The sequence below is a fragment of the Rothia sp. HMSC065G12 genome (genome assembly GCF_001811455.1).
GTDB lineage: Bacteria > Actinomycetota > Actinomycetes > Actinomycetales > Micrococcaceae > Rothia > Rothia dentocariosa.
On the sequence record NZ_KV804818.1, the window covers coordinates 1 to 19,418 of the forward strand.

A 19,418-nucleotide genomic window follows, 5' to 3' on the forward strand; every position below is an offset into this window, starting at 1 on the left:
TAAAGGGTGGAGTCTTCTCAGAAAACTAGATAAACATAGCAAACGCAGGTCTAGTTTTTGAGACTTTCATCGAGGAAGCTCACAATATTCTGAGCCATCTCACGCTCACGAGGACGGCCAATACCGGGTTCCGCTAAAGCTCTGCGCCCTGGGCTGGGATTTTCACCGTTTTCTGATCAGGCACGGCTTATGAGTCCTTTCACCAGACGTTCCGCTTCCCGCTCGCTTCTCGGGTCTTTGGAAACTAGGAGGTCAACCGCAACGTGCAAGGGGCGAATCTTAGGCAACTCTTTGACTGCGCGAAGAATAACGTTGGCATCCTGTGCCGGAACTTCACGCAGTGCGTAGATAAATTTCAGGGATTCGAGATTGTGGGGAGTCACATATGCTTCTACGGTAGCCCCGTAAATTTCCGAATATTCGTGGCTGACACCCGTAAGCGCTAATGTTCGTTCGTCCATCAAGTCATGCAGGTCAGCAGAAGGCACAGCATAGAATTGAAGTTTCGCATCTGCACGCACTGCATACTGCCTAAGAGCTTCTACCCCACGTTCGGAGAGGTTATGTACACGTTCTTTGGCACGGCGGCGTGCATCGGGGGTAAGGGATGCACTGTTACCGTCAAGATAGGCGGCAAGTTGATTGAAAGATGACATCGAGATTTTGCGCCCATGTGCGGAGTGATGCTCGTGCGGGTTATCTGAAACCATCCACCGCCCGGCGATTTTTTGTCCACTCAAAGATCCTCGTTCAAGGCGTGCACGCACGCTTCGGGGGCTCACCCCGGCGTGCTGGGCATATTCCGCGACTGACATCATGGCAAAAACATACCATAAGAGGAATATTTCTGCCATGCTGCCCGGTCGGGAGGAACTTAGCTGACCTCGCCGTCTAGGTAGTACCAGGTGCCGTGTACTTTCTCGAAGCGGGATTTTTCGTGCATGGTACCTTTCACGCGTTCTTCGGCGGGCGTGCCGGGAACTGAGCGGTAGTACGCCACGAACTCGACCGTGCCCGCCGCATCGAAGGGACCGCCCGAAGAGCCCAGAATATCCAGCCGGTACCAGCGCAACGTTTCATCCAACGTTAACTCGGCGGGGCGCGTATGTGGGTGCCAGCTTGCCAGCAGGTAGGGCGCATCGTGCAGGGCGAAAGCGGTAAATCGCGAGCGCATCAGAGCCAGCGGCGTGGGCGCGCCCAAGGTTCCGGATGCGGCAAACTCGCCCAGGTACCGCCCGCAGCAGGCACCGTATACCTCGCCGCTTGTGCAGGGGCAGCGGGTTTGAGGATCATACAGGGTTGTTTCGCTCATGCACCCCATTTTAAACGTGCGTAAAAAAAGAGCCTTTATTCGAATAAAGCGGCATTTTTAATGCTTTATTCAAATAAAGGCTCTTTTTATCATCCCAGGAGGGGAGATTTTACAACCAAGCGTGCAGGAGCAGCGGGTTTAGTTGGCGATAGCGCGTGCCGGGGTGTCTGCTGTGGAGGGCTTACCCACGTATGCGCCGCGGTACTTCGCGGCCGGGTGGGAGTCTGCAACCTTAGTCTGTCCCTTGCCGAACAGGCTTTCGCGCAGGGTCTCACCTTCGTAGGAGGTGCGGTAGCGTCCACGCTTTTGCAGCTCGGGAACCACGAACTCGATGAAGTCCTCGAAGGAGCCGGGTGAAACGTGGTATGCCAGGTTAATACCGTCCAGTCCGCCTTCATCAATCCAGCGTTCGAGCTCGTCAGCCACCTGCTGCGGGTCGCCCACAATAACCTCGCCCATACCGCCGATAGTGCAGTGCTCGGCAATATCCTTACGCGTCCACTGCTTATCCTTGGCCTGCAGGGTGAAGGGGGTGAGGAAGGACTGAATCGACTCGGTTTTCACATAGTTGAGTACCTCGTCCTCGTCGAACTGGGAAAGATCCACACCGGACCAGCCGCCGATAATGGCCTGCGAAGATTCCAGGTTCACGTACTTGCGGTACTCTTCGTACTTTGCCTTCGCCTTCTCTTCGGTTTCGTCCACAATGATGGAGAGCATCGCGAAAACCTTGATTTCGTCGCGGCCGCGGCCGTTCTCTTCGGCGCGGTCACGGATACGGTCGGTAATAATGCGGGTCAAATCGGGGCGCAGCGCACCGATAAACACAACTTCGGCATGCTTGCCCGAGAACTTCTGCCCGCGGCTGGATGCGCCCGCCTGGAAAATCACGGGGGTACGCTGGGGGCTGGGCTCGGTCAGACCCGCACCAGGCACGCTGAAGTACTTGCCCTTGTGCTGAATCGGGTGCACCTTGGCGGGGTCGGCGTAGATACCCTTCTCGCGGTCTTTGACGACCGCGCCGTCTTCCCAGGAGCCTTCCCAGAGCTTGTAGCAGACATCCAGGAACTCTTCGGCGAGTTCGTATCGGGTGTCGTGCTCAATCTGGGTTTCGAGGCCCTGACATTCGGCGGCGGAAGGCAGGTATGAGGTCACCACGTTAAAGCCCACACGTCCGTTAGTGAGGTGGTCGAGAGAAGCGTACTTGCGGGCAAGCGTGTAAGGCTGCTCGTAGGTGACGGCTGAGGTCACGCCGAAGCCCAAGTGCTCGGTTACGGCGGCCATTGCGGAAATCTGCATGAACGGATCGTTCACGGGCACCTGCGCGCCGCCTTCGATAGCTGGCGCAGCGGAGTTCTTGTAAATATCGTAGATGCCCACAACATCGGCTAGGAATACGCCGTCGAAGAGGCCCTTCTCAAGGATCTGTGCCAGGTCAGTCCAGTATTTGATGGTGTTGTACTCGGTAGCGCGGGAGCGGGGGTGGCGCCAGAGGTCGAAGCTCTGGTGACCCACACAGGTCATGTCGAATGCGTTAACTGCGATGCGCTTCTTCTGCTCAGCCATCTACGTATCCTTTCGCGAATGTTAGGGTGTTCCTGCACCCCGCGCGCCGCCTCCTTATAGGTGGTGACCTTCTTGGTGTTCCAAGTCGTGCAGGTGGCGCATTCGCGCCGTACTTGCTTCGTGTCCCTTGAAGCCAGATCATCATCTGGAGCACCCCGCTACGGGAGAGGGTTGCCGCCCGGCTAGCCAGAGCTTTACACCGGGACTCATAATCCTTGATTTTGAGTGTATAAGGGGTGTCGTGGTTGGTGCGATATTATGACGAATATTAATGTTTGTGACTGTCGCCCGTAATATTAAGGGCCGCGTACGTCGCCCGGCGGACAGCAGTGTTCTTTCGAATGCGACGGCAAAATTCGGGAGCAATAATTTGCAGCGGGAGCGTGTTTAACGCTCCCGCTGCCATTCTTCGCTCCCATTTTAGGAAAAGCGTCAAATTATTCAGGAAATGAGATCCAATTCGCGGGCGTCATCCGCAGTGATGGGGTTTATTTCCACCTTGGGCTCAGGGATAGTCTCGTCAGCACCTCGTCCAAACACAGCTCCAAAGCTCAATTTTTTCAGGTCGCTTGGTGCCGTCAGCCAGCCTTTCATTCCGTCACGGTTAAGATCAAGAGCATAGATTCCATGGTCGATTTCGCCATTACCGTTGAGATCGACAGGTCCATCTGCTGGTCTCAGTACGGCCTCTGAATTGGGCCGATACATGTACCCACGCGCTTGGGGACCAAAGCCTTTGCGTTCGTCCAAGGCCCATTCTTTAAGGGTCGGCATATCTTGCTGCAGGTATCCGAAATATTTGGTTCCATCCGCCTTGGGCACACCGGTAAGCTGATAGTTGTAATTCATAACGCTGAAGTACTGTGGTTTACCTTTTTCGCCTTTCTCATCGGCATCACCACCGTGCTGCAGGCCGAGGTTATGCCCCAGCTCGTGAATAAAAGTACCCACGCGAATATCGCTCATATTACCTTTATTGTTATTCCAGTGTGTCTTCCCCACAGTCACCATGAAATCACGACCTCCCAATTGTCCCAATCCTGATGAGCCGCTCTCCCCATTTTGTTGTTGCACGTAGTAGTCGCCCCAAACCATATAATGAAAGAGTCCATCACGACGCTGATTAAAATGAGAAGCTTTAAACCTGGCCCAGTTCCCAGCGTTGTTACCTATATCGTCGCTGAGCACTTGCCACTTGACCTGTTCGCCTCCTCCCAAGTTGTACTTAGGTCCCCGGGCGGCACCGGCATCCAAGTGCAGATTAATACCCGTTCTGCCGTCGGGATTGCTGATATTTATATCCGCGAAAGATTGCACGATTCGATCCAGCTCTTCCTCACTGGCAAGCTCACCGGGCATATAATCCATCTCGACAAAAATGTCTTTATGGTTGGGATCCGCGCCCATCTTAGGGAAATCGATCTCTGGTATGCCATCGTTGTTGATATCGTACCCGTCTCTTTCCAGCTCGTCGGGAATATGATCGCCGTCGCGATCACCCGAGTTGGGGCTCTGAACGAGATCTATATTCTGGTTCTGCGCGGGTGCAGGCTGAGCGGGCTTCGCTTCCACCGCAGAAACGGGCAGAGAATTCAGAGGAACAACAAGCACCAGGCTGACGAATGCCAGCATCAGGCGCACTATAGTACGTAATTTCATGAGAGATATTCCTTAGTGTCATGTGTTGAGTGAGAGGGAATCTTACATAGAGAGTGAAGTGAGCGATAGTCATCGGCGAGAACCTGCGATGTTGCGGGTTCTCGGATGCGAGTGCATTTTAGATGGCATCACGATGCCGTCTGAGCAAGAGAGTAGTATATGAACGGTTGTGCGGGGTAAAGCCCGGGAACGAAGAGGTGCAGCGAGGGCGTGTTTCATCTGGCTCGTTGCCTCGCCAGCTTCAGAACGTTATGTATGTCCTCGCACGCTCGGAATAACATCCCTCAGCAGCTACACCTCTTCGCCCCCCGTTTTGGGAAGAACGCCGAATGATTTAGGGAATAAGGCCCAGGTTGCGGGCGTCATCCGCAGTGACCGGGTTTTCTTCCGCTTCAGGCTGAGCCACAGGACCGCCAGCTCCAGCCTGAGTAGGCGTCATATCAAAGTTGAGCTTCTTCAGATCACTGAGAGCAGTTAGCTCCTTTAGTATCCCATCGCCATTGAGATCTACCGAGACCGGAGAATTATCAATAACGCCGTTCCGGTTGAAATCGATGGGTTGATTTGCGGGCTGAGTAACGTCTTTCCCATTTTTATCTTTGTGCGTATACAGGTATTCGCCCGCTTGGGGGCCAAAGCCGTCGCGCTCGTTCAGTGCCCATTCGTTAAGGGTTGGCATATCCTGCTGCAGGTATCCGAAGTATCGGGTTCCGTCCGCCTTGGGAATGCCAGTGAGCTGATAGTTGTAATTCATCACGCTGTAGTACTGAGGCTTGCCGTTGAAATCGTCAGTACCACCGTGCTTCAGGTTGAGGTTGTGCCCCAGCTCGTGGATAAAAGTGCCCACGCGAATATCGCTGTTGGCTCCTCCCCAATAGGTTTTCCCAACGGTCACCATGAAACCGGGAGAGCCTAGAAGCCCTACTCCTGATGAGTTTCGATTTCCGGTTTTATTATCCACATAGTAATCGCCCCAGATCATGTAGTCGAAACCGCTGTTGTAGCGGGCAGAATCAAAATTACGAGCCCTGATATTTGCCCATTCCCCAGAAGACTTCATATTGTTGGTGAGCATTTGGTGCGGAACCTGGTTGCCGCCTCCCAAGTTATACTTGGCACTCCGGGCAGAACCTGCATCTAGGTGAAGATTAACGCCTGCCCTGCCGTCAGGGTTAGTAACATTCAAGTCAGCGAAAGACTGCACGATGCGATCCAGTTCTTCCTCACTGGCAAGCTCGCCAGGCATATAGTCCATCTCAACGAATACATCTTTGTGGTAGGGATTTGCATCCATTTTCTTGTAATCGACTTCAGGTCTACCATCACCATCAGCATCGTATCCGTTGATTTCCACGCTGTCGGAAAGCCCATCACCGTCAGTATCAGGTGAAGTCACCTTCGGGGCGACACCCGGGTTACCAGGGGCGACTGGCAACGTGTCTGCCGAGGCGGGCAGAGAATTCAGTGGGACAAGAAACACCAGGCTGACGAATGCCAGCATCAGGCGCGCTATAGTACGTAGTTTCATGAGAGATATTCCTTGTGTCGTTGTGTTGAGCGAGAGGAAATCTTTCTATGAGTGAGCGGTATTCATGGTAGGGAACCTATGGTGTGGCAGATTCCCACATGCGACGATGCGCATTAGTGGCATTGTGGTGCCGTTTGAGCAAGAGAGTGGTATATGAACGGTTGTATATGAATAACCGATAGATAAGATTTCACCTGCATCCTAGCACCGTAAAATTTTATAAATCTGTGACATAAAACAAGTTTTGGGAGCGGACCATATCACAGGAACAAGTAAAGGTTTCTGGCAACATAACCCGCTCCCGCACGCTGGCAGCATACAAGGCTAGCGAATAAGACCTTGCTCTCGTGCATCATCAGCCGTTATGAGATTAATCTCAATCTCTGGTGGAGGTTCAGGGATTATCTCACGTCCGTGACTGACGGCTTGGGCCGGGAACCGCATCGTTTTCAGATCGCTGGGTGCACTCAGAACGCTCTCGTATCCGTTGTTGTTGAGGTCTTTGGCGACGGGCACATCATCAATCTTACCGTTGTGATTAAAGTCTATGTTTCGATCTGCAGGTTTGCCCTCATAGAGGTATCCGCGAGCTTTGAAGCCGAACCCGCGCCGCTCACTGAGCGCCGACTCATCAAGGCTTAGCGCGTCCGTCTGGGAGTACCCAAAATAGAACGTTCCGTCTTTCTTAGGAACACCAGTGAGCTGGTAATCGTAGTTCATCACACTGAAGTAATGGGGTTTGCCGTTCTCACTATCATTGCCGCCGTGATCAAGACCCAAATTATGCCCAAGCTCGTGTAGGAAAGTGCCCACGCGAATATCGCTGCTGGCGCCACCCCAGTAGGTTTTCCCGACGGTCACGATAAACCCGGCTTTGTTCTTGTACCCCAAGCCCGATGAGCTGTTATGTCCGTGGTAATCACCCCAGATCATGTAATGGAAAATGCCCTCGCGGGCAGGGTTGAAATGACGGGCCTTAATACGTGCCCAATCGCCCATATTCCGCAGTCCCTGATGCGGCACCTCATTACCGCCGCCCAGATTGTACTTAGCGCTTCGGGCGGACCCAGCGTCTAGGTGCAGGTTAATGCCCGGTTTTCGATCAGGATTACTGATATTAAGTGTGGCGAAGGATTGCACGATTCGGTCCAAATCTTCTTCGCTGCCGAGCTCACCGGGCATGTAATCCATCTCGACGAATACGTCCTTATGGTTAGGGTTCGCACCCATCGCGGGATAATCGACGTCAATAGCGCCGTCACCATCGGCATCGTAACCGTACATCTCCCAAGAATCGGGAATACCATCGCCATCAGTGTCATAGGCGGGAACCGAGGCAGCGGAGGTGGGCAGGATATTCAGCAGCACCAGGCTGGCAACCGCCAGCGTCATGTGCGCCGTGCGACGCATCTTCATGAGAGTGAGTCCTTTAGATATGTATATGTTGAGTGAATACGAAATCTTCATATCGGCAGCCCGCAAGCCCAGAATGATGCGCCCATGCGGCGGTGAAACACAGAGACTCGCCGGAACATACACGCGACAATAGGCCCGAAATGAGCGCGGAATACAGAATATCTTCCGCATAATTTGAGGATGCTCAGATCCGGGTGAGTGAGCGTTTTATCGTAAAGATTTCATGTTTATCTTATATTGTTTAGGATTTCTGGGGTATATCCCGTAAAATTATTACTGGCGTGTAATCCGAGCGCCACTTATTCACCCAACCACTCATAGGAGTCATTGTGACCCACGCATCTACGCGGGGAGGTCTAACGCGCCGTCGTGTTCTGGCGGGCGCCGCATGGACAACCCCAATTATTGTTTCTTCCGCTGTAGTTCCGGCTTATGCGGCTTCGTATGATGACACACGCCCTGACTACGGTATTTTTACCCAGGCGTTCGTCACCCACCAGGAACTAGACACTAACAGTTTCCTGGGGCTAGATTCATTTAGCGGCCCAGTTGCGAACGAGCAGGCCAATGTTCCGGCAGGTTCCAGTGGTCTCTACTCAGCTGGCGGCGGTAAGTTTACCCCCGGCGGCAGCATCGGCAATGCAAAATGGGGTGGCGCTGGTTTCTGGTTCTCAGCACCCAAGGCAACCACTAAAGACGGCAAGCAGACATACTACTCGGGCACCACTACCCTACTCGCCGGTGCGCGCCTGCGCTTGGAGCACCGTTTCGTTTTCCCCGACTGGGCCGAGATCGACGGGGCAGAACCTCCGGGCTGGAATAAAAATACTGACGATTTTGCGGTTTCCCTCGTCATCAATCCCACGCCAGAAAACGGCGATAACCCTAAGCTCGTCGCCTTCAACGGTGGTGCTATGTACGGTACCTTCAGCGAGATGACCTCTAACGGTAATGAGCTGATAGGTTACGTTGATATCAAGCTTGAGCAGGATGTTGTAGCTTCCAGCCACAATGGCGGCGGAACTCAGGTCTACAACCAGATCTTGGCCAGCCAGTTCGGTACACATTTTGAAGATTTCTATCTCGAACGCTACGGTGTGACCACCACCTTGACGATCCTCAGCGGCACTCTGCGCTACGAACCTGAGAATGGTGCCCCCAAGAGCGATATTGACCTGACCGGTCAGCAGGCTGTGGCATCCATCGATCATGTTGGCGAACCTGAGAATCCAGATCCGAGCACTCCCAGCACCCCCAGCGACAAGTCAAAGTCCAACTCGACGGGATCAACGGGTGACCAGAAAAACAAGGATCAAGAGAGCGACTTCACCGTCCGTAACGACATTCAGATCGATCCTAACGACTGGTTATCCGGGCAGAAAAACCCTAACGGAGCCTCGAAAGGCTCAACCAACGCACAAAAACAGAACTAATCGGTAATTTTGGGTGAGTAAACGGCACTCCCACCGGATAAATCCTCTTGACGAGGCGCATCCCGGTGGGAGTGTTTTTCTTGCACTGTTCGCGAGCAGGTGGTTTTTGACCCGAGCAGGTAGGAAAATCCTACCTTGTCGACAAAATCCTACCTGCTCGCGGTATAGGGTGTGGTGTGGACGGAGGGCACAATATTGCGGAATGTTACGAACGTGGCGCATACACGCGCAATATGACGGGGTGTCTTTGCACCTGCGCCAGCTACAGGGTTTACTAGATTGGTAATCCATCTAGAGCGACCGAGAGACCTGGCTCGACGACGTCGCAGCAACCTCGCCTGCGGTGGCGCATCATGCGCCTTCATAACGCCGAAGGTGCTAACGCCAGCAACCGATGGGAGATACTGTGGGACTTCCCTCCCCTTTTTCATTCACGAATCCTCTAGCACCCACCCCCAACCCCGCGCACGAATCTGACGAGGCGCGGGTAGCGTTCTGGGAAAAACAAGCCGAACGCCTAAGCTGGGGCAAGACTTGGGACAACGCACACACCTTCCAGAAACCGCAGGTTATCGGAACCGACGCTGAGGGCATCGAAGAATACTCCGTACCCGAGATTAAATGGTTTGAAGGCGGCAAACTCAACGTCGCCTACAACTGCGTGGACCGCCATGTGGAGGCGGGCCGCGGCGACAAAGTAGCCCTCTATTTCGAGGGCGAACCCGGCGACCGTGAAGCTATCACCTACGCCGAACTACAGCGACGCATCGCCCGCGCCGCCAACGGCCTGCTCAAACTCGGCGTGCGTAAAGGCGACCGTGTAGTAATCTACCTGCCGGTTATTCCCGAAACCATTATCTTCACGCTTGCGTGCGCGCGCATCGGCGCAATTCACTCGCTCGTGTTCGGTGGGTTCTCGGCGGAGGCGCTGAAATTCCGGGTGGAAGACACCGGCGCGAAGGTTCTGATCACCACCGACGGGCAGAACCGCCGCGGCAAGGTCGTGCCTGTGAAGGTGAACGCCGATGAAGCATGCTCGGGTGAGAACAAAATCGAGCACGTGATCGTGGTGGACCGTACAAGCGCCGCAGACCCCGTGGCGCACGCGCAGGTTCCCTGGACGACCGGGCGCGATATTTGGTACCACGATTTGGTGGACGATCAGCCCGATACCCATGAGTACGAGCTGCACGATGCCGAAGACCCGCTGTTTATCATCTATACCTCCGGCACCACGGGCAAACCCAAGGGCCTAGTGCACACGATGGCGGGGTATTTGGTGCAGACCGCATACACCCACGCGCTGCTGTACGATCTGCTGCCGGACTATGTGGATGAAGACGGGGTGCTGCGCCCCGATGAGCTGTCTGCCGTGAACGACCCGGCGAAAGTTGAATCGACTGTGCACTGGTGTACCGCCGATCTCGCGTGGGTGACCGCGCACACCTACGAAATCTATGGTCCGCTTGTGAACGGGGTGACCGAGGTTATTTTCGAGGGTACCCCCAATACTCCGCATTACGGTCGCCATTTCGAGGTTATCGAGCGCTATGGCGTCACCAACTATTACACCGCGCCCACCCTGATTCGTTCCCTTATGGGGGCTTTTCCTGATGGCCCCGAACCCGGAAAATACGACTTCTCATCCGTGCGTCTGCTCGGGTCTGTGGGCGAATCCATTAACCCTCAGGCGTGGAAGTGGCTGCGCAAGCACGTGGGCGGGGGCACCGCATCGTTTATCGATACATGGTGGCAGTCCGAGACCGGATCGACCATCTGCTCCCCGCGACCACATGACCCCGCCTTCGCGCCCGAAGGGACCTTCCCCGAAGGCACCCCGCACTGCACTCCCCTTCCCGGATGCGCCACCCGCGAAGTCCCGGGCGTCTCGGTGCGCGTGGTGGACGAGCACGGTGACTTCGTTGAGCCCGGCAAGCAGGGCTTCATTGTGGTCGATAAGATCGGCCCCTCCATGGCACGCACTGTCTGGGGCGACCCGCAACGCTACCTAAATTCCTATTGGAAGCACTACGGTACGCGCGGCTGGTTCCTCGCCGGTGACGGCGCGAAGGTCGATGATGAAGGCAATGTGTACATCCTGGGGCGCATCGACGATGTGATCAACATTTCCGGGCACCGCCTCTCAACCATCGAAATTGAGTCTGCGCTCGTGACGCACCCGGCCGTGGTGGAGGCTGGTGTGTGCCCCGTGGAGGATGAGCTAACCGGTCACCAGGCAGTCGCCTATGTGACGCTCACCGACGAAGGCCGGGCACTCACCGAAGACGAGCTGAAGGCTGTACTCACTCAGCATGTGCGCGAGCATATTGGTCCTATCGCTAAGCCCAAGGATGTGGTCGCGGTCGCCGATATTCCTAAGACTCGCTCGGGGAAGATTACCCGCCGCCTGCTGGGCGAGCTCTACCAGGGGCATAAGCTGGGCGATATTTCTTCGCTTCAGAATGAGGAGGCGCTCGGCGCTATCGCACAGGTGCTCGTAGACACCGGGCGAGTAGACCCAGATGCGTTCACCGAGGATCAGGCGGCATAGGGGTTACGCTCGGCAGCGGCATCGCGCCGAATCTGCTAGAAAGGTTCTCTGCGAGCGCGAACATTGTAGGAAAATAGCTCCCAATATCCTTAAAACTACAGTGCGGCATATAACTAACAGGTTATATGCCGCATTGGCTATATATACTAATCAAATAGTATATTCCTCAAAAGGAATTATGGCTTAGAAGGATTTTTCGCGTCCTTTTCCGAAGAAATCAGTTGCGTCTCGTCTGCGGGGCGTGCCTCGGTGGAGACGGTCACCTCCGCATCAGGATCGGTACCGGAAGAGTGTGAGCCGTCCCATGCCGAGTCAACTTCCGTTTGTGGCTCAGCGGCATTCTGCCCGGATGCCCACGCACCCTTATCCACCGGCTTGGCGAAGAAGAGACACGCGACCATGCCCACGACTGCCAGAACCAGTGCCAGCATCAGCGAATCGTTCATCGCGGTGGCGATAGGTTCACGCAGGAAGTCGGGAACCTGACCGCCGGATACGCCTTCACCGCCGACGGCGGGGGCGTTCATGGCGCTTCCGCCTGCGCCCGAGGGACGCATCCGCTGCATGGTCTGCGCAATCTGGTCGGCAATCAGACCGCCCATGAGTGTGGCAATACCCGCAGAACCGAGCACACCGGCAACCTGACGAGTTTCGTTATACACGCCCGACCCGGCACCGGCTAAACGAGGCGGCAGGTTACGGGTTGCGGTCACCGCCAGCGGACCCCAAATCATAGAGTTGCCGATACCCAAGATCGCAAAGGGTATGAGCAGAAGCGCGAGGGATTGATCCGCCGTCATCAGAGCGCGCAGAACGACAAACCCGACTACCAATAGAGCAAATCCCGAGACCGCATACCATTTGGGGTTTGACGTGCCTAAACGCTTGCCAATGACCGGAGAGAGCGCACCTGAGAACAGGGCGAGCGGGGCGGTCATGAGTGCTGCCTGGGTGGGGCTCATACCGCGCACCTGCTGGAAATAGATGGTGGTGGGGAATGCCATTGTGAGGGTGTGTGCACCCATTGCGGCGATAGCAATATTCGATACCGAGAAGTTGCGGTCTTTGAACAGTCCCAGCGGTACCAACGGTTCTTTGCGGTTAACGGCCTGCCACACGATAAAGAGGGTGAACACGATGATGCCCGCAATAATCATGCCCCATACACTCACCGAGATTCCGGTTCCCCACAGCGACTCGGTGATAGTACCCCAGTCGTAGGTGGATCCCTCCTGAATACCGAAGACCATCAGGAACAGGCCGATAGCGGAGAGAGCCACGCCCACCCAGTCGAAGTTGTGCTGTTTAGAGGGAAAATGCGGGATATTCCGAACCGCCAGATAGGTGCCGATCACGCCGATAGGGATATTGATGAAGAAGATCCACGTCCAGCCTGGACCATCCACGAGCAGACCGCCAGCGATAGGGCCCACGAGCGATGCGATACCGGCCGCCGCACCCCACACGCTCATTGCCACCCCGCGCTTATGCGGCGGGAACATGAGCGTAATAATGGACATGGTTTGCGGGGTCATAATTGAGGCGCCTATCCCCTGCACCACGCGCGCAACGATCAGCATCTCCACATTGGTCGAGAGCCCGCACCACAGCGAAGAGAGGGTAAAGACCACCATACCGAGCAGGTACATCTGCTTCTGCCCGAACCTATCGCCCAGGCGACCGGTAATCAGCAGCGGCACCGCATAGGCGAGCAGGTAGGCGCTGGTCACCCAGATCACGGCGGAGAGCGAGGCGTTGAGCTCATGCTGCATATGGGGCAGCGCCACGGTGACGATAGTGGTATCGAGCAGGATCATAAAGAACCCGATCACGAGTGACCACATGGCAACCCACGGCTTCTCGGCGGTTTGCTCCATTGATGGTACGCTGCGGTGCGTCTTTGATGCGGCTGGCTCTGCCATAAATCCCCTGCCTTGTCTTCTCGGCGGTACCGCCGGGCAATAAAAACCTAGCACTTCATCATAACGCCGGCTTGAGCCCCGCACGAGAATTCTCATCATGCGGTGCTGTCTGAGCGCATCAGCACAGGGAACGCGGGTATCTGTTGTTCTCAGGAAGCACAGAAAGACCATAGACATTGCGGCACAGCAAGCCTATCCTGGATATACAAGTATTTTTCAACACACAGGGAGGATACGATGGCTAACGTTACGATCATTGGCGGGCACGGCAAGGTTGCTCTTCTGGTAGAACCGATGCTTCGTGAACGCGGACATACGGTGAACGCTATTATTCGTAGTGAAGATCAGTCGGCAGATATTATGGCGACCGGCGCTAACCCGGTGGTTGCCGATATTACCACCCTAAGCACTGAGGAGATGGCGAAGCTCTTCAAGGATTTACATACAGACGTGCTGGTGTGGTCCGCGGGTGCGGGCGGTGTAGGTGGTCCCGAACGCACCTATGCGATTGACCGTGACGCCGCAATTCGTTCTATGGAGGCGGCACAGCAGGCGGGCATTCGACGGTACATCATGGTCTCGTATTTGGGGGCCGGAACCGAGCACGGGGTACCCGCAGATAACCCATTCTTCGCGTATGCGGAGTCTAAGGCGGAGGCTGACCAGCATCTTCGCGGCACCCGGTTGGAGTACACGATTCTAGGCCCCGGCACGCTCACGACTGAGGATGAGGGCGGTATTACCGTGGGGGTCGATCCGGTGTACCACTCGGATTTGAGCTCTCATACCCCGCGTGCCACCGTGGCGCGGGTGCTCACTGAGGTGGTCGATGATTCCAGCACGATCGGCAAGAGCATTCCTTTCACCGGCGGCGATACCGAGATTCGGCAGGCTCTCGCTCAGGCACCGTCAAGCTCACAGCTGCGCTAGGGTTTGCCGGATGCACCCGCCCCGGCTGAGTGCGGATGCGCCCCGAGCCTCTTCACGGGTTCGGGGCGCGTTTTTCTCTCGCGCAAGGTTGGTTCGCACGCCGGAGTGCGGGATGTTTGGTACTTGTCCCCGTGTCTGCGCGCGGTCGCGCTCTTGTCATGTCAGGTTTAGTCCGGCAGCGTGCGGGTGTTATCTCGCGATGAGTTCCGGGGCGGCTATTCCGTTGGTGCTGCATCGCTCGGTATCCTAAAGTACCAGGTATTTTTAGAGCAACTGCAGGGAGGTTCCCGTGGGATTCTTCGATCTCTTCGCCGACAAAACCCCGGAAGAGCCCGCCGAGGCGCAGCTCACCGCCTACGTTCAAGGCAGGGTTCAGGGTGTGGGGTTTCGATGGTGGTGTGCCGGGGCCGCCAAGCCGCTGGGATTGAGCGGATACGCCGAGAACATGGATGACGGTCGGGTGAAGGTGATCGCGCAGGGAAGCCGCGCATCTTGCGAGCGCCTGCTGGAGACCCTTAATTCGGGCGATACCGCCGGGCATGTGGATTTTGTGGATGCGTCTTTCACCGAACCGCAAGGCACATTCAAGGGGTTCGGGACCCGGTAGCGCACTCTCCTGCTGCCATGCTAAAAAGGCTCTTTATGTGAATAAAGAGGCGTTTTGGACGCTTTATTCACATAAAGAGCCTTTTTATGCTCCCAATGCGCTTCGCAGTATGCCCCAAATGCTCGGTAACGTGGAATAATAGTTTACGCACTCATATCATTCACGTATTTCATGAAGGTCTTTGATGACACGCTATCGCTGGGGCATAACCGGTGCCTGCATTCTTTTCTTAGCCGGAGTTATTGTTTATAACCTGCGCGAATTTTTGGCATATGATTATCTGGTCTATTATGCCGGGGGTAAAAGCGTTAACTGGTTTCTTGACTATCCCAGCAGCCTCTATGATCTCGACATTCTTCGTGAAACTGTGCGGGCAGAAAACTTTAGATATATTTTCGGTGATGACGGCCTGTGGCTTGCGTTTACGTACCCGCCGTTTGCCTCGATCCTCTTTATTCCCGCATCGTTCTTGCCCTTGCGGGTGGCAATTGGCCTTCATCTGGTATTTTTCGTGCCCATTGCCTTCTATTGCGCCAAGGTTCTGCGTGACTATCTGGTAAAGCGCAATTCTCGGCTGCTTTTTGAGAAATATCTTTCGCCTTTTTCCTTTATTGTTTTGTGTGCCGCACTTATCTTGCTGTCGGCACCGTGGCGCAATAATTTCTTGTACGGTCAAATAAATCCGTATCTGTTGGCGCTTATTCTCTACGATCTTCTACGGCCGGGTACCAGGATTCCGCGCGGCGTTTTTATCGGTATTGCTGCGGGCATTAAACTTACTCCGCTCGCCATAGGAATTCTTTTTCTAGTGCGTAAAGAGTGGAAATCCATTATTGCACTGGGAGTTTCGTTTGCGGGAACCATTGCAGCAGGATTTGCTGTGCTCCCGCAGCAGTCTCTCACCTATTGGGGCAGCGTCATCTGGGATCCTTCACGCGTGGGCAACCCAATATCGAGCAATAGCGTGGCGATTCAGGGTATTTTAGGGCGCATGACCTTTCAGGATGGTACCGTGCTGAAGGCTCTGTACGGGATCACGGCAATCGCGCTCATTGCGGTGGCGGGGCACGCCCTGTGGAAGATGGAGCAGCACAACCTCTATCTGTCGCAGGTCTCTTTGGCGGTTCTTGTGCCGGTGTTTATCTCGCCGATCAGCTGGTTCCATCACGCCGTGATTCTGCCGATTTTTATGGTGTGCGCGGCGGTCGATTTCTTGCCGCCGGCGGCACGGTGGCGTTCTCGTGCGGGGCGCATCCTGTGTTATACCTGCTATGCGCTGAGTTCCCTCATGCTGATTAATACGCTTCTGGACTGGGGAAAGCTCGTGGTGCGCTTCTGGCGGCGTGTCGATTTTTACCCGTTTACCGGCAGGTATCCAGGGGTGGATGCGCATACCCTGCTCCTGCGGGCGGCGGATGAGCAGCCGGTTATGTTTGTGACCTCAATTCCGGCGTTGGCGCTCGTGGTGTTGGTTGTGCTGTGGGCGGTGCTCCTATGCCGCCCTGCCGAAAATATGCAGTAATCAGAAGGCTCCTGATGCGAATAAAGCGGGATTTCCAACGCTTTATTTACATCAAGAGCCTTTTTACGCAGTGATAGCGGCGAAAAAGCGAGAAGCCAGGATACACACACTAAATGCCTTAATCACGCCAGATCTCGGCGAATTGGGCACGTGTCATCATCGCCTGCCGCACGGCGACAGCCACCCGGTTGCCGTACTTGTCGGGACGGGCCGCGCTGGTGCTAATCCCGTTGATAATATTCGTGAATCCGGCCTTCACCGCCACCCGTTCGGATGCCGTGTTCCCCGCCAACGCCGTCCATCCGATGGTGTCTAGGGCAAACCCGAGCGGGTCAAAGCCAAAGCCGAGGACTGTGCGTACCGCATCTGTCATGATGCCTCGCCCGCGCATCTGGGGAGCCGTATAAAACCCTAAGTCTGCGTGTGTTCCGGGCGCATTTGCGGAGCCTCCGGGCAGGCGCAGGGTAACAACCCCTGCGAGCACCCCGCTGTAGTCAATGGCCCAGGTGAGTTCACGCCCGGCTGCTGCGGCGCGCTGGGTGAAGTTGAGGAAGGTTCGCGCATCGTCGCGCGTGTAGTTCAGGGGGATGGTGGTCCATCGCACGGTTTCGGGGTCGGTGCAGATATGAACCAGCTCGTCAAGGTCGGATTCGCGCAGTGACCTGAGGGTAAATTTTTCGGTGATGAGTTCCGGAATTCTCATGACATGACATTACCAGTTTCTGCGCTGTTTTGTGAGGCGTGCTGTGCCTGCAATTCCCCAATCGCCATATTGTGTGACTCAAAACACTTGTAACATAGCGACGGATGGTTGATTATTATGAATTACTCATATTAAAATGGATAGGATTCCTCTTGTGAGGAGAACAGAAGAATGCCTCAAGGCCACCGAAGTCACACACAAACCAGCCTTGAGGTACCCACCTAGATCAGGAAAGAAGAACACTATGGCTGTGCTAACTATTGGCGACCAGTTCCCCGCCTACGAGCTGACCGGCGTTGTTCCCGGCAAGCTCGCCGAGATTGAGGCAAACAAGCCCGAAGATTACTTCACCACCGTTTCCTCCGAGGGTCTGGACGAAGACACCTGGCGCGTCGTATTCTTCTGGCCCAAAGACTTCACCTTCGTCTGCCCCACCGAAATCGCTGCATTCGGCAAGCTCGCCGACGAATTCGAGGCACGCGACTGCCAGGTTATCGGCGTATCCGTGGATAACGAATACACCCACTACGCATGGCGCCGCTCCCATGAAGAGCTCGTAGATCTGCCCATCGTCATGGCATCTGACCTCAAGCGCGAGCTCACCAGCGCCCTGGGCGTCCTCAACAAGGACGGCGTGGCAGACCGCGCAACCTTCATCATCGACCCGCACAACACCATCCAGTCGGTATCCATTACCGCAGATTCCGTCGGCCGCAACACCGACGAGGTGCTCCGCCAGCTGGATGCGCTCCAGTCCGACGAACTGTGTGCCTGCAACTGGAAGAAGGGTGCAGAAACCATCGACGCCTTCAAGGAGATGAAGTAATGAGCATTGAGAACCTGCGTAACGCGCTGCCTTCCTACGCGAAGGACATGAACCTGAATCTGTCTTCGCTGCCGCGCATCACCTCGCTTACCGAGCAGCAGCTCTGGGGAGCAATCCTGGCCACCGCAGCGGCAACCAAGGTTGATTCCGTTATCGTTGAGATCGCAGCAGAAGCGAAAGAGCACCTGAGCGAAACCGCCTTCGATGCGGCACTCGGCGCGGCAACCATCATGGGGATGAACAACATCTTCTACCGCACCCGCGGCTTCCTCGACGGCGCCTACGACGATCAGCGCGCAAACCTGCGCATGCAGATCATCGGCAAAAACGGTGGTATCGACAAGCTCGACTTTGAGATGCTGGCGCTCGCAGTTTCTGCCGTGAACGGTTGTTCGCACTGCGTGGCTGCCCACGAGCACACCATCCGCGAGGAGGGCGCCTCCAAGGAGCAGGTTAATGACCTGATCCGCATTGCGGCAACCATGGGCGGCGTGGCACAGGGTATTCAGCTGGCTGAAGCACTGGGCTAAGCACACAGCCTCGCCCCCGCGTAATCTCGCGCAAGAAGAGCCTGATAGTGATTAAGGCTGAGTTTCTAACGCTTATTCACTGTCAGGCTCTTCTTCGTATGGGGCATAGGATAATACGGGTATGCAGTACAGTATTTTGAACGCCAAGAATTCCCTACCAAGCACCGAAGAACTCGTTGAACTGTACGATGCGGTGGGCTGGAGCGCCTACACTCGCACGCCCGAGCGATTGGTCCCTATGCTGGATGGGTCGCGGTACCTCTATGTAGCGCGTGAGAACACGGCGGAAGGAGCCGAGCGGCTTATCGGCCTGGTACGTGCAGTGGGTGATGGACAAACCATTGCGTATATCCAGGATCTACTGGTGCACCCGCAGGCTCAGCACCACGGTATCGGCTCGGCTCTACTGGGAAAGATCCTCGCCGATTTTGACCGGGAGAGCATTCGCCAGAGGTTCATCACTACAGATATTGTGGACACACCCGTCATCGAGCTCTATCGGCGCTTCGGCTTCACTCCGGTGCAGGATAACGGATGCGTAACCCTCGCGAAGTATGTATTCTAGAAACTAGCACACACCACAGAACTGGAAGGGGCTAAGACCTATGACTGCATACAATGACAAATATTTTGAAGAAATGCGGAGGGAGCCAACGTGTCCAATAATAGAAACATTAACATGAGAGATTAATTAACGAAAGGAGCTTTTTTATGAATAAATTTAAGGTAAACATTTCAGGAATGACTTGTACGGGTTGTGAAAAACACGTAGAATCAGCACTTGAAAAGATAGGTGCTAAAAATATTGAGTCTAGTTATCGTCGTGGTGAAGCAGTATTTGAACTGTCCGATGATATTGAGGTTGAAAGTGCAATAAAGGCGATTGCTGACGCAAATTATCACCCGGGCGAAG

16 protein-coding genes, 1 pseudogene and 2 riboswitches are annotated in these 19,418 nt (G+C 55.2%); of the genes and pseudogenes, 9 read left to right on the forward strand and 8 right to left on the reverse strand.

From position 1 onward, the window contains the following. Window positions 1–176: 176 nt before the first annotated feature. The 6 genes from HMPREF2804_RS09105 to HMPREF2804_RS09130 form a co-directional block, all read right to left on the reverse strand. Window positions 177–854, reverse strand: coding sequence for a hypothetical protein (locus HMPREF2804_RS09105; RefSeq protein ID WP_070628045.1), 678 nt, complete (start codon window positions 852–854; stop codon window positions 177–179). A 20-nt stretch (window positions 855–874) separates the two neighbouring features. After that, window positions 875–1,312 (reverse strand): YchJ family protein, encoded by a 438-nt coding sequence (locus HMPREF2804_RS09110; protein ID WP_239664714.1) that lies wholly within the window; start codon window positions 1,310–1,312, stop codon window positions 875–877. A 138-nt stretch (window positions 1,313–1,450) separates the two neighbouring features. Beyond that, window positions 1,451–2,878: an LLM class flavin-dependent oxidoreductase gene (locus tag HMPREF2804_RS09115; RefSeq protein ID WP_048752326.1), complete on the reverse strand. Its 1,428-nt coding sequence runs from the start codon at window positions 2,876–2,878 to the stop codon at window positions 1,451–1,453. 104 nt (window positions 2,879–2,982) lie between these two features. Further along, window positions 2,983–3,092, reverse strand: a riboswitch (SAM riboswitch). A 227-nt stretch (window positions 3,093–3,319) separates the two neighbouring features. Then, a complete protein-coding gene (locus HMPREF2804_RS09120) occupies window positions 3,320–4,537 on the reverse strand; it encodes a zinc-dependent metalloprotease family protein (RefSeq protein WP_070628047.1) in 1,218 nt (405 codons plus the stop codon). A 334-nt stretch (window positions 4,538–4,871) separates the two neighbouring features. Further along, the gene (locus HMPREF2804_RS09125) at window positions 4,872–6,065 is read right to left on the reverse strand and encodes a C4-dicarboxylate ABC transporter substrate-binding protein (protein WP_070628051.1); all 1,194 of its coding nucleotides are present in this window, start codon (window positions 6,063–6,065) and stop codon (window positions 4,872–4,874) included. Window positions 6,066–6,389: 324 nt separating this feature from the next. Further along, on the reverse strand, window positions 6,390–7,481 hold the full coding sequence (locus HMPREF2804_RS09130) for a C4-dicarboxylate ABC transporter substrate-binding protein (RefSeq protein WP_048754592.1): 1,092 nt from the start codon (window positions 7,479–7,481) through the stop codon (window positions 6,390–6,392). 329 nt (window positions 7,482–7,810) lie between these two features. Between HMPREF2804_RS09130 and HMPREF2804_RS09135 the strand changes: the two genes are divergently transcribed. Beyond that, the gene (locus HMPREF2804_RS09135) at window positions 7,811–8,914 is read left to right on the forward strand and encodes a hypothetical protein (protein WP_048754593.1); all 1,104 of its coding nucleotides are present in this window, start codon (window positions 7,811–7,813) and stop codon (window positions 8,912–8,914) included. A gap of 284 nt (window positions 8,915–9,198) precedes the next feature. Beyond that, window positions 9,199–9,315, forward strand: a riboswitch (SAM riboswitch). Between the two features lie 5 nt (window positions 9,316–9,320). After that, on the forward strand, window positions 9,321–11,465 hold the full coding sequence (locus HMPREF2804_RS09140) for an AMP-binding protein (RefSeq protein WP_048754712.1): 2,145 nt from the start codon (window positions 9,321–9,323) through the stop codon (window positions 11,463–11,465). 176 nt (window positions 11,466–11,641) lie between these two features. On the opposite strand, the gene HMPREF2804_RS09145 is transcribed toward HMPREF2804_RS09140, so the two are convergent. Next, on the reverse strand, window positions 11,642–13,387 hold the full coding sequence (locus HMPREF2804_RS09145) for an MFS transporter (protein WP_070628053.1): 1,746 nt from the start codon (window positions 13,385–13,387) through the stop codon (window positions 11,642–11,644). A 237-nt stretch (window positions 13,388–13,624) separates the two neighbouring features. Here HMPREF2804_RS09145 and HMPREF2804_RS09150 point away from each other — a divergent pair, with 237 nt between their 5' ends. The 3 genes from HMPREF2804_RS09150 (at window position 13,625) to HMPREF2804_RS09160 (ending at window position 16,446) form a co-directional block, all read left to right on the forward strand. Next, window positions 13,625–14,317, forward strand: a complete 693-nt coding sequence (locus tag HMPREF2804_RS09150; protein ID WP_070536588.1) for an SDR family oxidoreductase — start codon at window positions 13,625–13,627, stop codon at window positions 14,315–14,317. 289 nt (window positions 14,318–14,606) lie between these two features. Continuing rightward, the gene (locus HMPREF2804_RS09155; RefSeq protein ID WP_048754596.1) at window positions 14,607–14,924 is read left to right on the forward strand and encodes an acylphosphatase; all 318 of its coding nucleotides are present in this window, start codon (window positions 14,607–14,609) and stop codon (window positions 14,922–14,924) included. A gap of 184 nt (window positions 14,925–15,108) precedes the next feature. Beyond that, the gene (locus HMPREF2804_RS09160) at window positions 15,109–16,446 is read left to right on the forward strand and encodes a glycosyltransferase 87 family protein (RefSeq protein WP_070628055.1); all 1,338 of its coding nucleotides are present in this window, start codon (window positions 15,109–15,111) and stop codon (window positions 16,444–16,446) included. A gap of 118 nt (window positions 16,447–16,564) precedes the next feature. Here HMPREF2804_RS09160 and HMPREF2804_RS09165 read toward each other — a convergent pair whose 3' ends face one another. Then, a complete protein-coding gene (locus HMPREF2804_RS09165) occupies window positions 16,565–17,149 on the reverse strand; it encodes a GNAT family N-acetyltransferase (RefSeq protein WP_048752315.1) in 585 nt (194 codons plus the stop codon). A 244-nt stretch (window positions 17,150–17,393) separates the two neighbouring features. Here HMPREF2804_RS09165 and HMPREF2804_RS09170 point away from each other — a divergent pair, with 244 nt between their 5' ends. From HMPREF2804_RS09170 to HMPREF2804_RS11415, 4 genes and pseudogenes are all read left to right on the forward strand, one after another. Beyond that, window positions 17,394–17,975 carry a peroxiredoxin gene (locus HMPREF2804_RS09170; RefSeq protein ID WP_004006488.1) on the forward strand — a complete coding sequence of 194 codons (582 nt, stop codon included), beginning with the start codon at window positions 17,394–17,396 and terminating at the stop codon, window positions 17,973–17,975. After that, on the forward strand, window positions 17,975–18,505 hold the full coding sequence (locus HMPREF2804_RS09175; protein WP_013398369.1) for an alkylhydroperoxidase, AhpD family: 531 nt from the start codon (window positions 17,975–17,977) through the stop codon (window positions 18,503–18,505). Before HMPREF2804_RS09170 ends, HMPREF2804_RS09175 begins: the two co-directional genes overlap by 1 nt. Before the next feature lie 121 nt (window positions 18,506–18,626). Continuing rightward, window positions 18,627–19,070, forward strand: coding sequence for a GNAT family N-acetyltransferase (locus HMPREF2804_RS09180; RefSeq protein WP_070628057.1), 444 nt, complete (start codon window positions 18,627–18,629; stop codon window positions 19,068–19,070). Window positions 19,071–19,216: 146 nt separating this feature from the next. After that, window positions 19,217–19,396, forward strand: a pseudogene (locus tag HMPREF2804_RS11415) (heavy metal-associated domain-containing protein); the annotation flags it as partial. Window positions 19,397–19,418: the final 22 nt, after the last annotated feature.

What these genes read in the sequence shown, in the direction of transcription:
- HMPREF2804_RS09105 (WP_070628045.1), bottom strand. Translation starts at nt 854, where the DNA reads ATGGCAGAAATATTCCTCTTATGGTATGTTTTTGCCATGATGTCAGTC.
- HMPREF2804_RS09110 (WP_239664714.1), bottom strand. Translation starts at nt 1,312, where the DNA reads ATGAGCGAAACAACCCTGTATGATCCTCAAACCCGCTGCCCCTGCACA.
- HMPREF2804_RS09115 (WP_048752326.1), bottom strand. Translation starts at nt 2,878, where the DNA reads ATGGCTGAGCAGAAGAAGCGCATCGCAGTTAACGCATTCGACATGACC.
- HMPREF2804_RS09120 (WP_070628047.1), bottom strand. Translation starts at nt 4,537, where the DNA reads ATGAAATTACGTACTATAGTGCGCCTGATGCTGGCATTCGTCAGCCTG.
- HMPREF2804_RS09125 (WP_070628051.1), bottom strand. Translation starts at nt 6,065, where the DNA reads ATGAAACTACGTACTATAGCGCGCCTGATGCTGGCATTCGTCAGCCTG.
- HMPREF2804_RS09130 (WP_048754592.1), bottom strand. Translation starts at nt 7,481, where the DNA reads ATGAAGATGCGTCGCACGGCGCACATGACGCTGGCGGTTGCCAGCCTG.
- HMPREF2804_RS09145 (WP_070628053.1), bottom strand. Translation starts at nt 13,387, where the DNA reads ATGGCAGAGCCAGCCGCATCAAAGACGCACCGCAGCGTACCATCAATG.
- HMPREF2804_RS09150 (WP_070536588.1), top strand. Translation starts at nt 13,625, where the DNA reads ATGGCTAACGTTACGATCATTGGCGGGCACGGCAAGGTTGCTCTTCTG.
- HMPREF2804_RS09160 (WP_070628055.1), top strand. Translation starts at nt 15,109, where the DNA reads ATGACACGCTATCGCTGGGGCATAACCGGTGCCTGCATTCTTTTCTTA.
- HMPREF2804_RS09165 (WP_048752315.1), bottom strand. Translation starts at nt 17,149, where the DNA reads ATGAGAATTCCGGAACTCATCACCGAAAAATTTACCCTCAGGTCACTG.
- HMPREF2804_RS09170 (WP_004006488.1), top strand. Translation starts at nt 17,394, where the DNA reads ATGGCTGTGCTAACTATTGGCGACCAGTTCCCCGCCTACGAGCTGACC.
- HMPREF2804_RS09175 (WP_013398369.1), top strand. Translation starts at nt 17,975, where the DNA reads ATGAGCATTGAGAACCTGCGTAACGCGCTGCCTTCCTACGCGAAGGAC.
- HMPREF2804_RS09180 (WP_070628057.1), top strand. Translation starts at nt 18,627, where the DNA reads ATGCAGTACAGTATTTTGAACGCCAAGAATTCCCTACCAAGCACCGAA.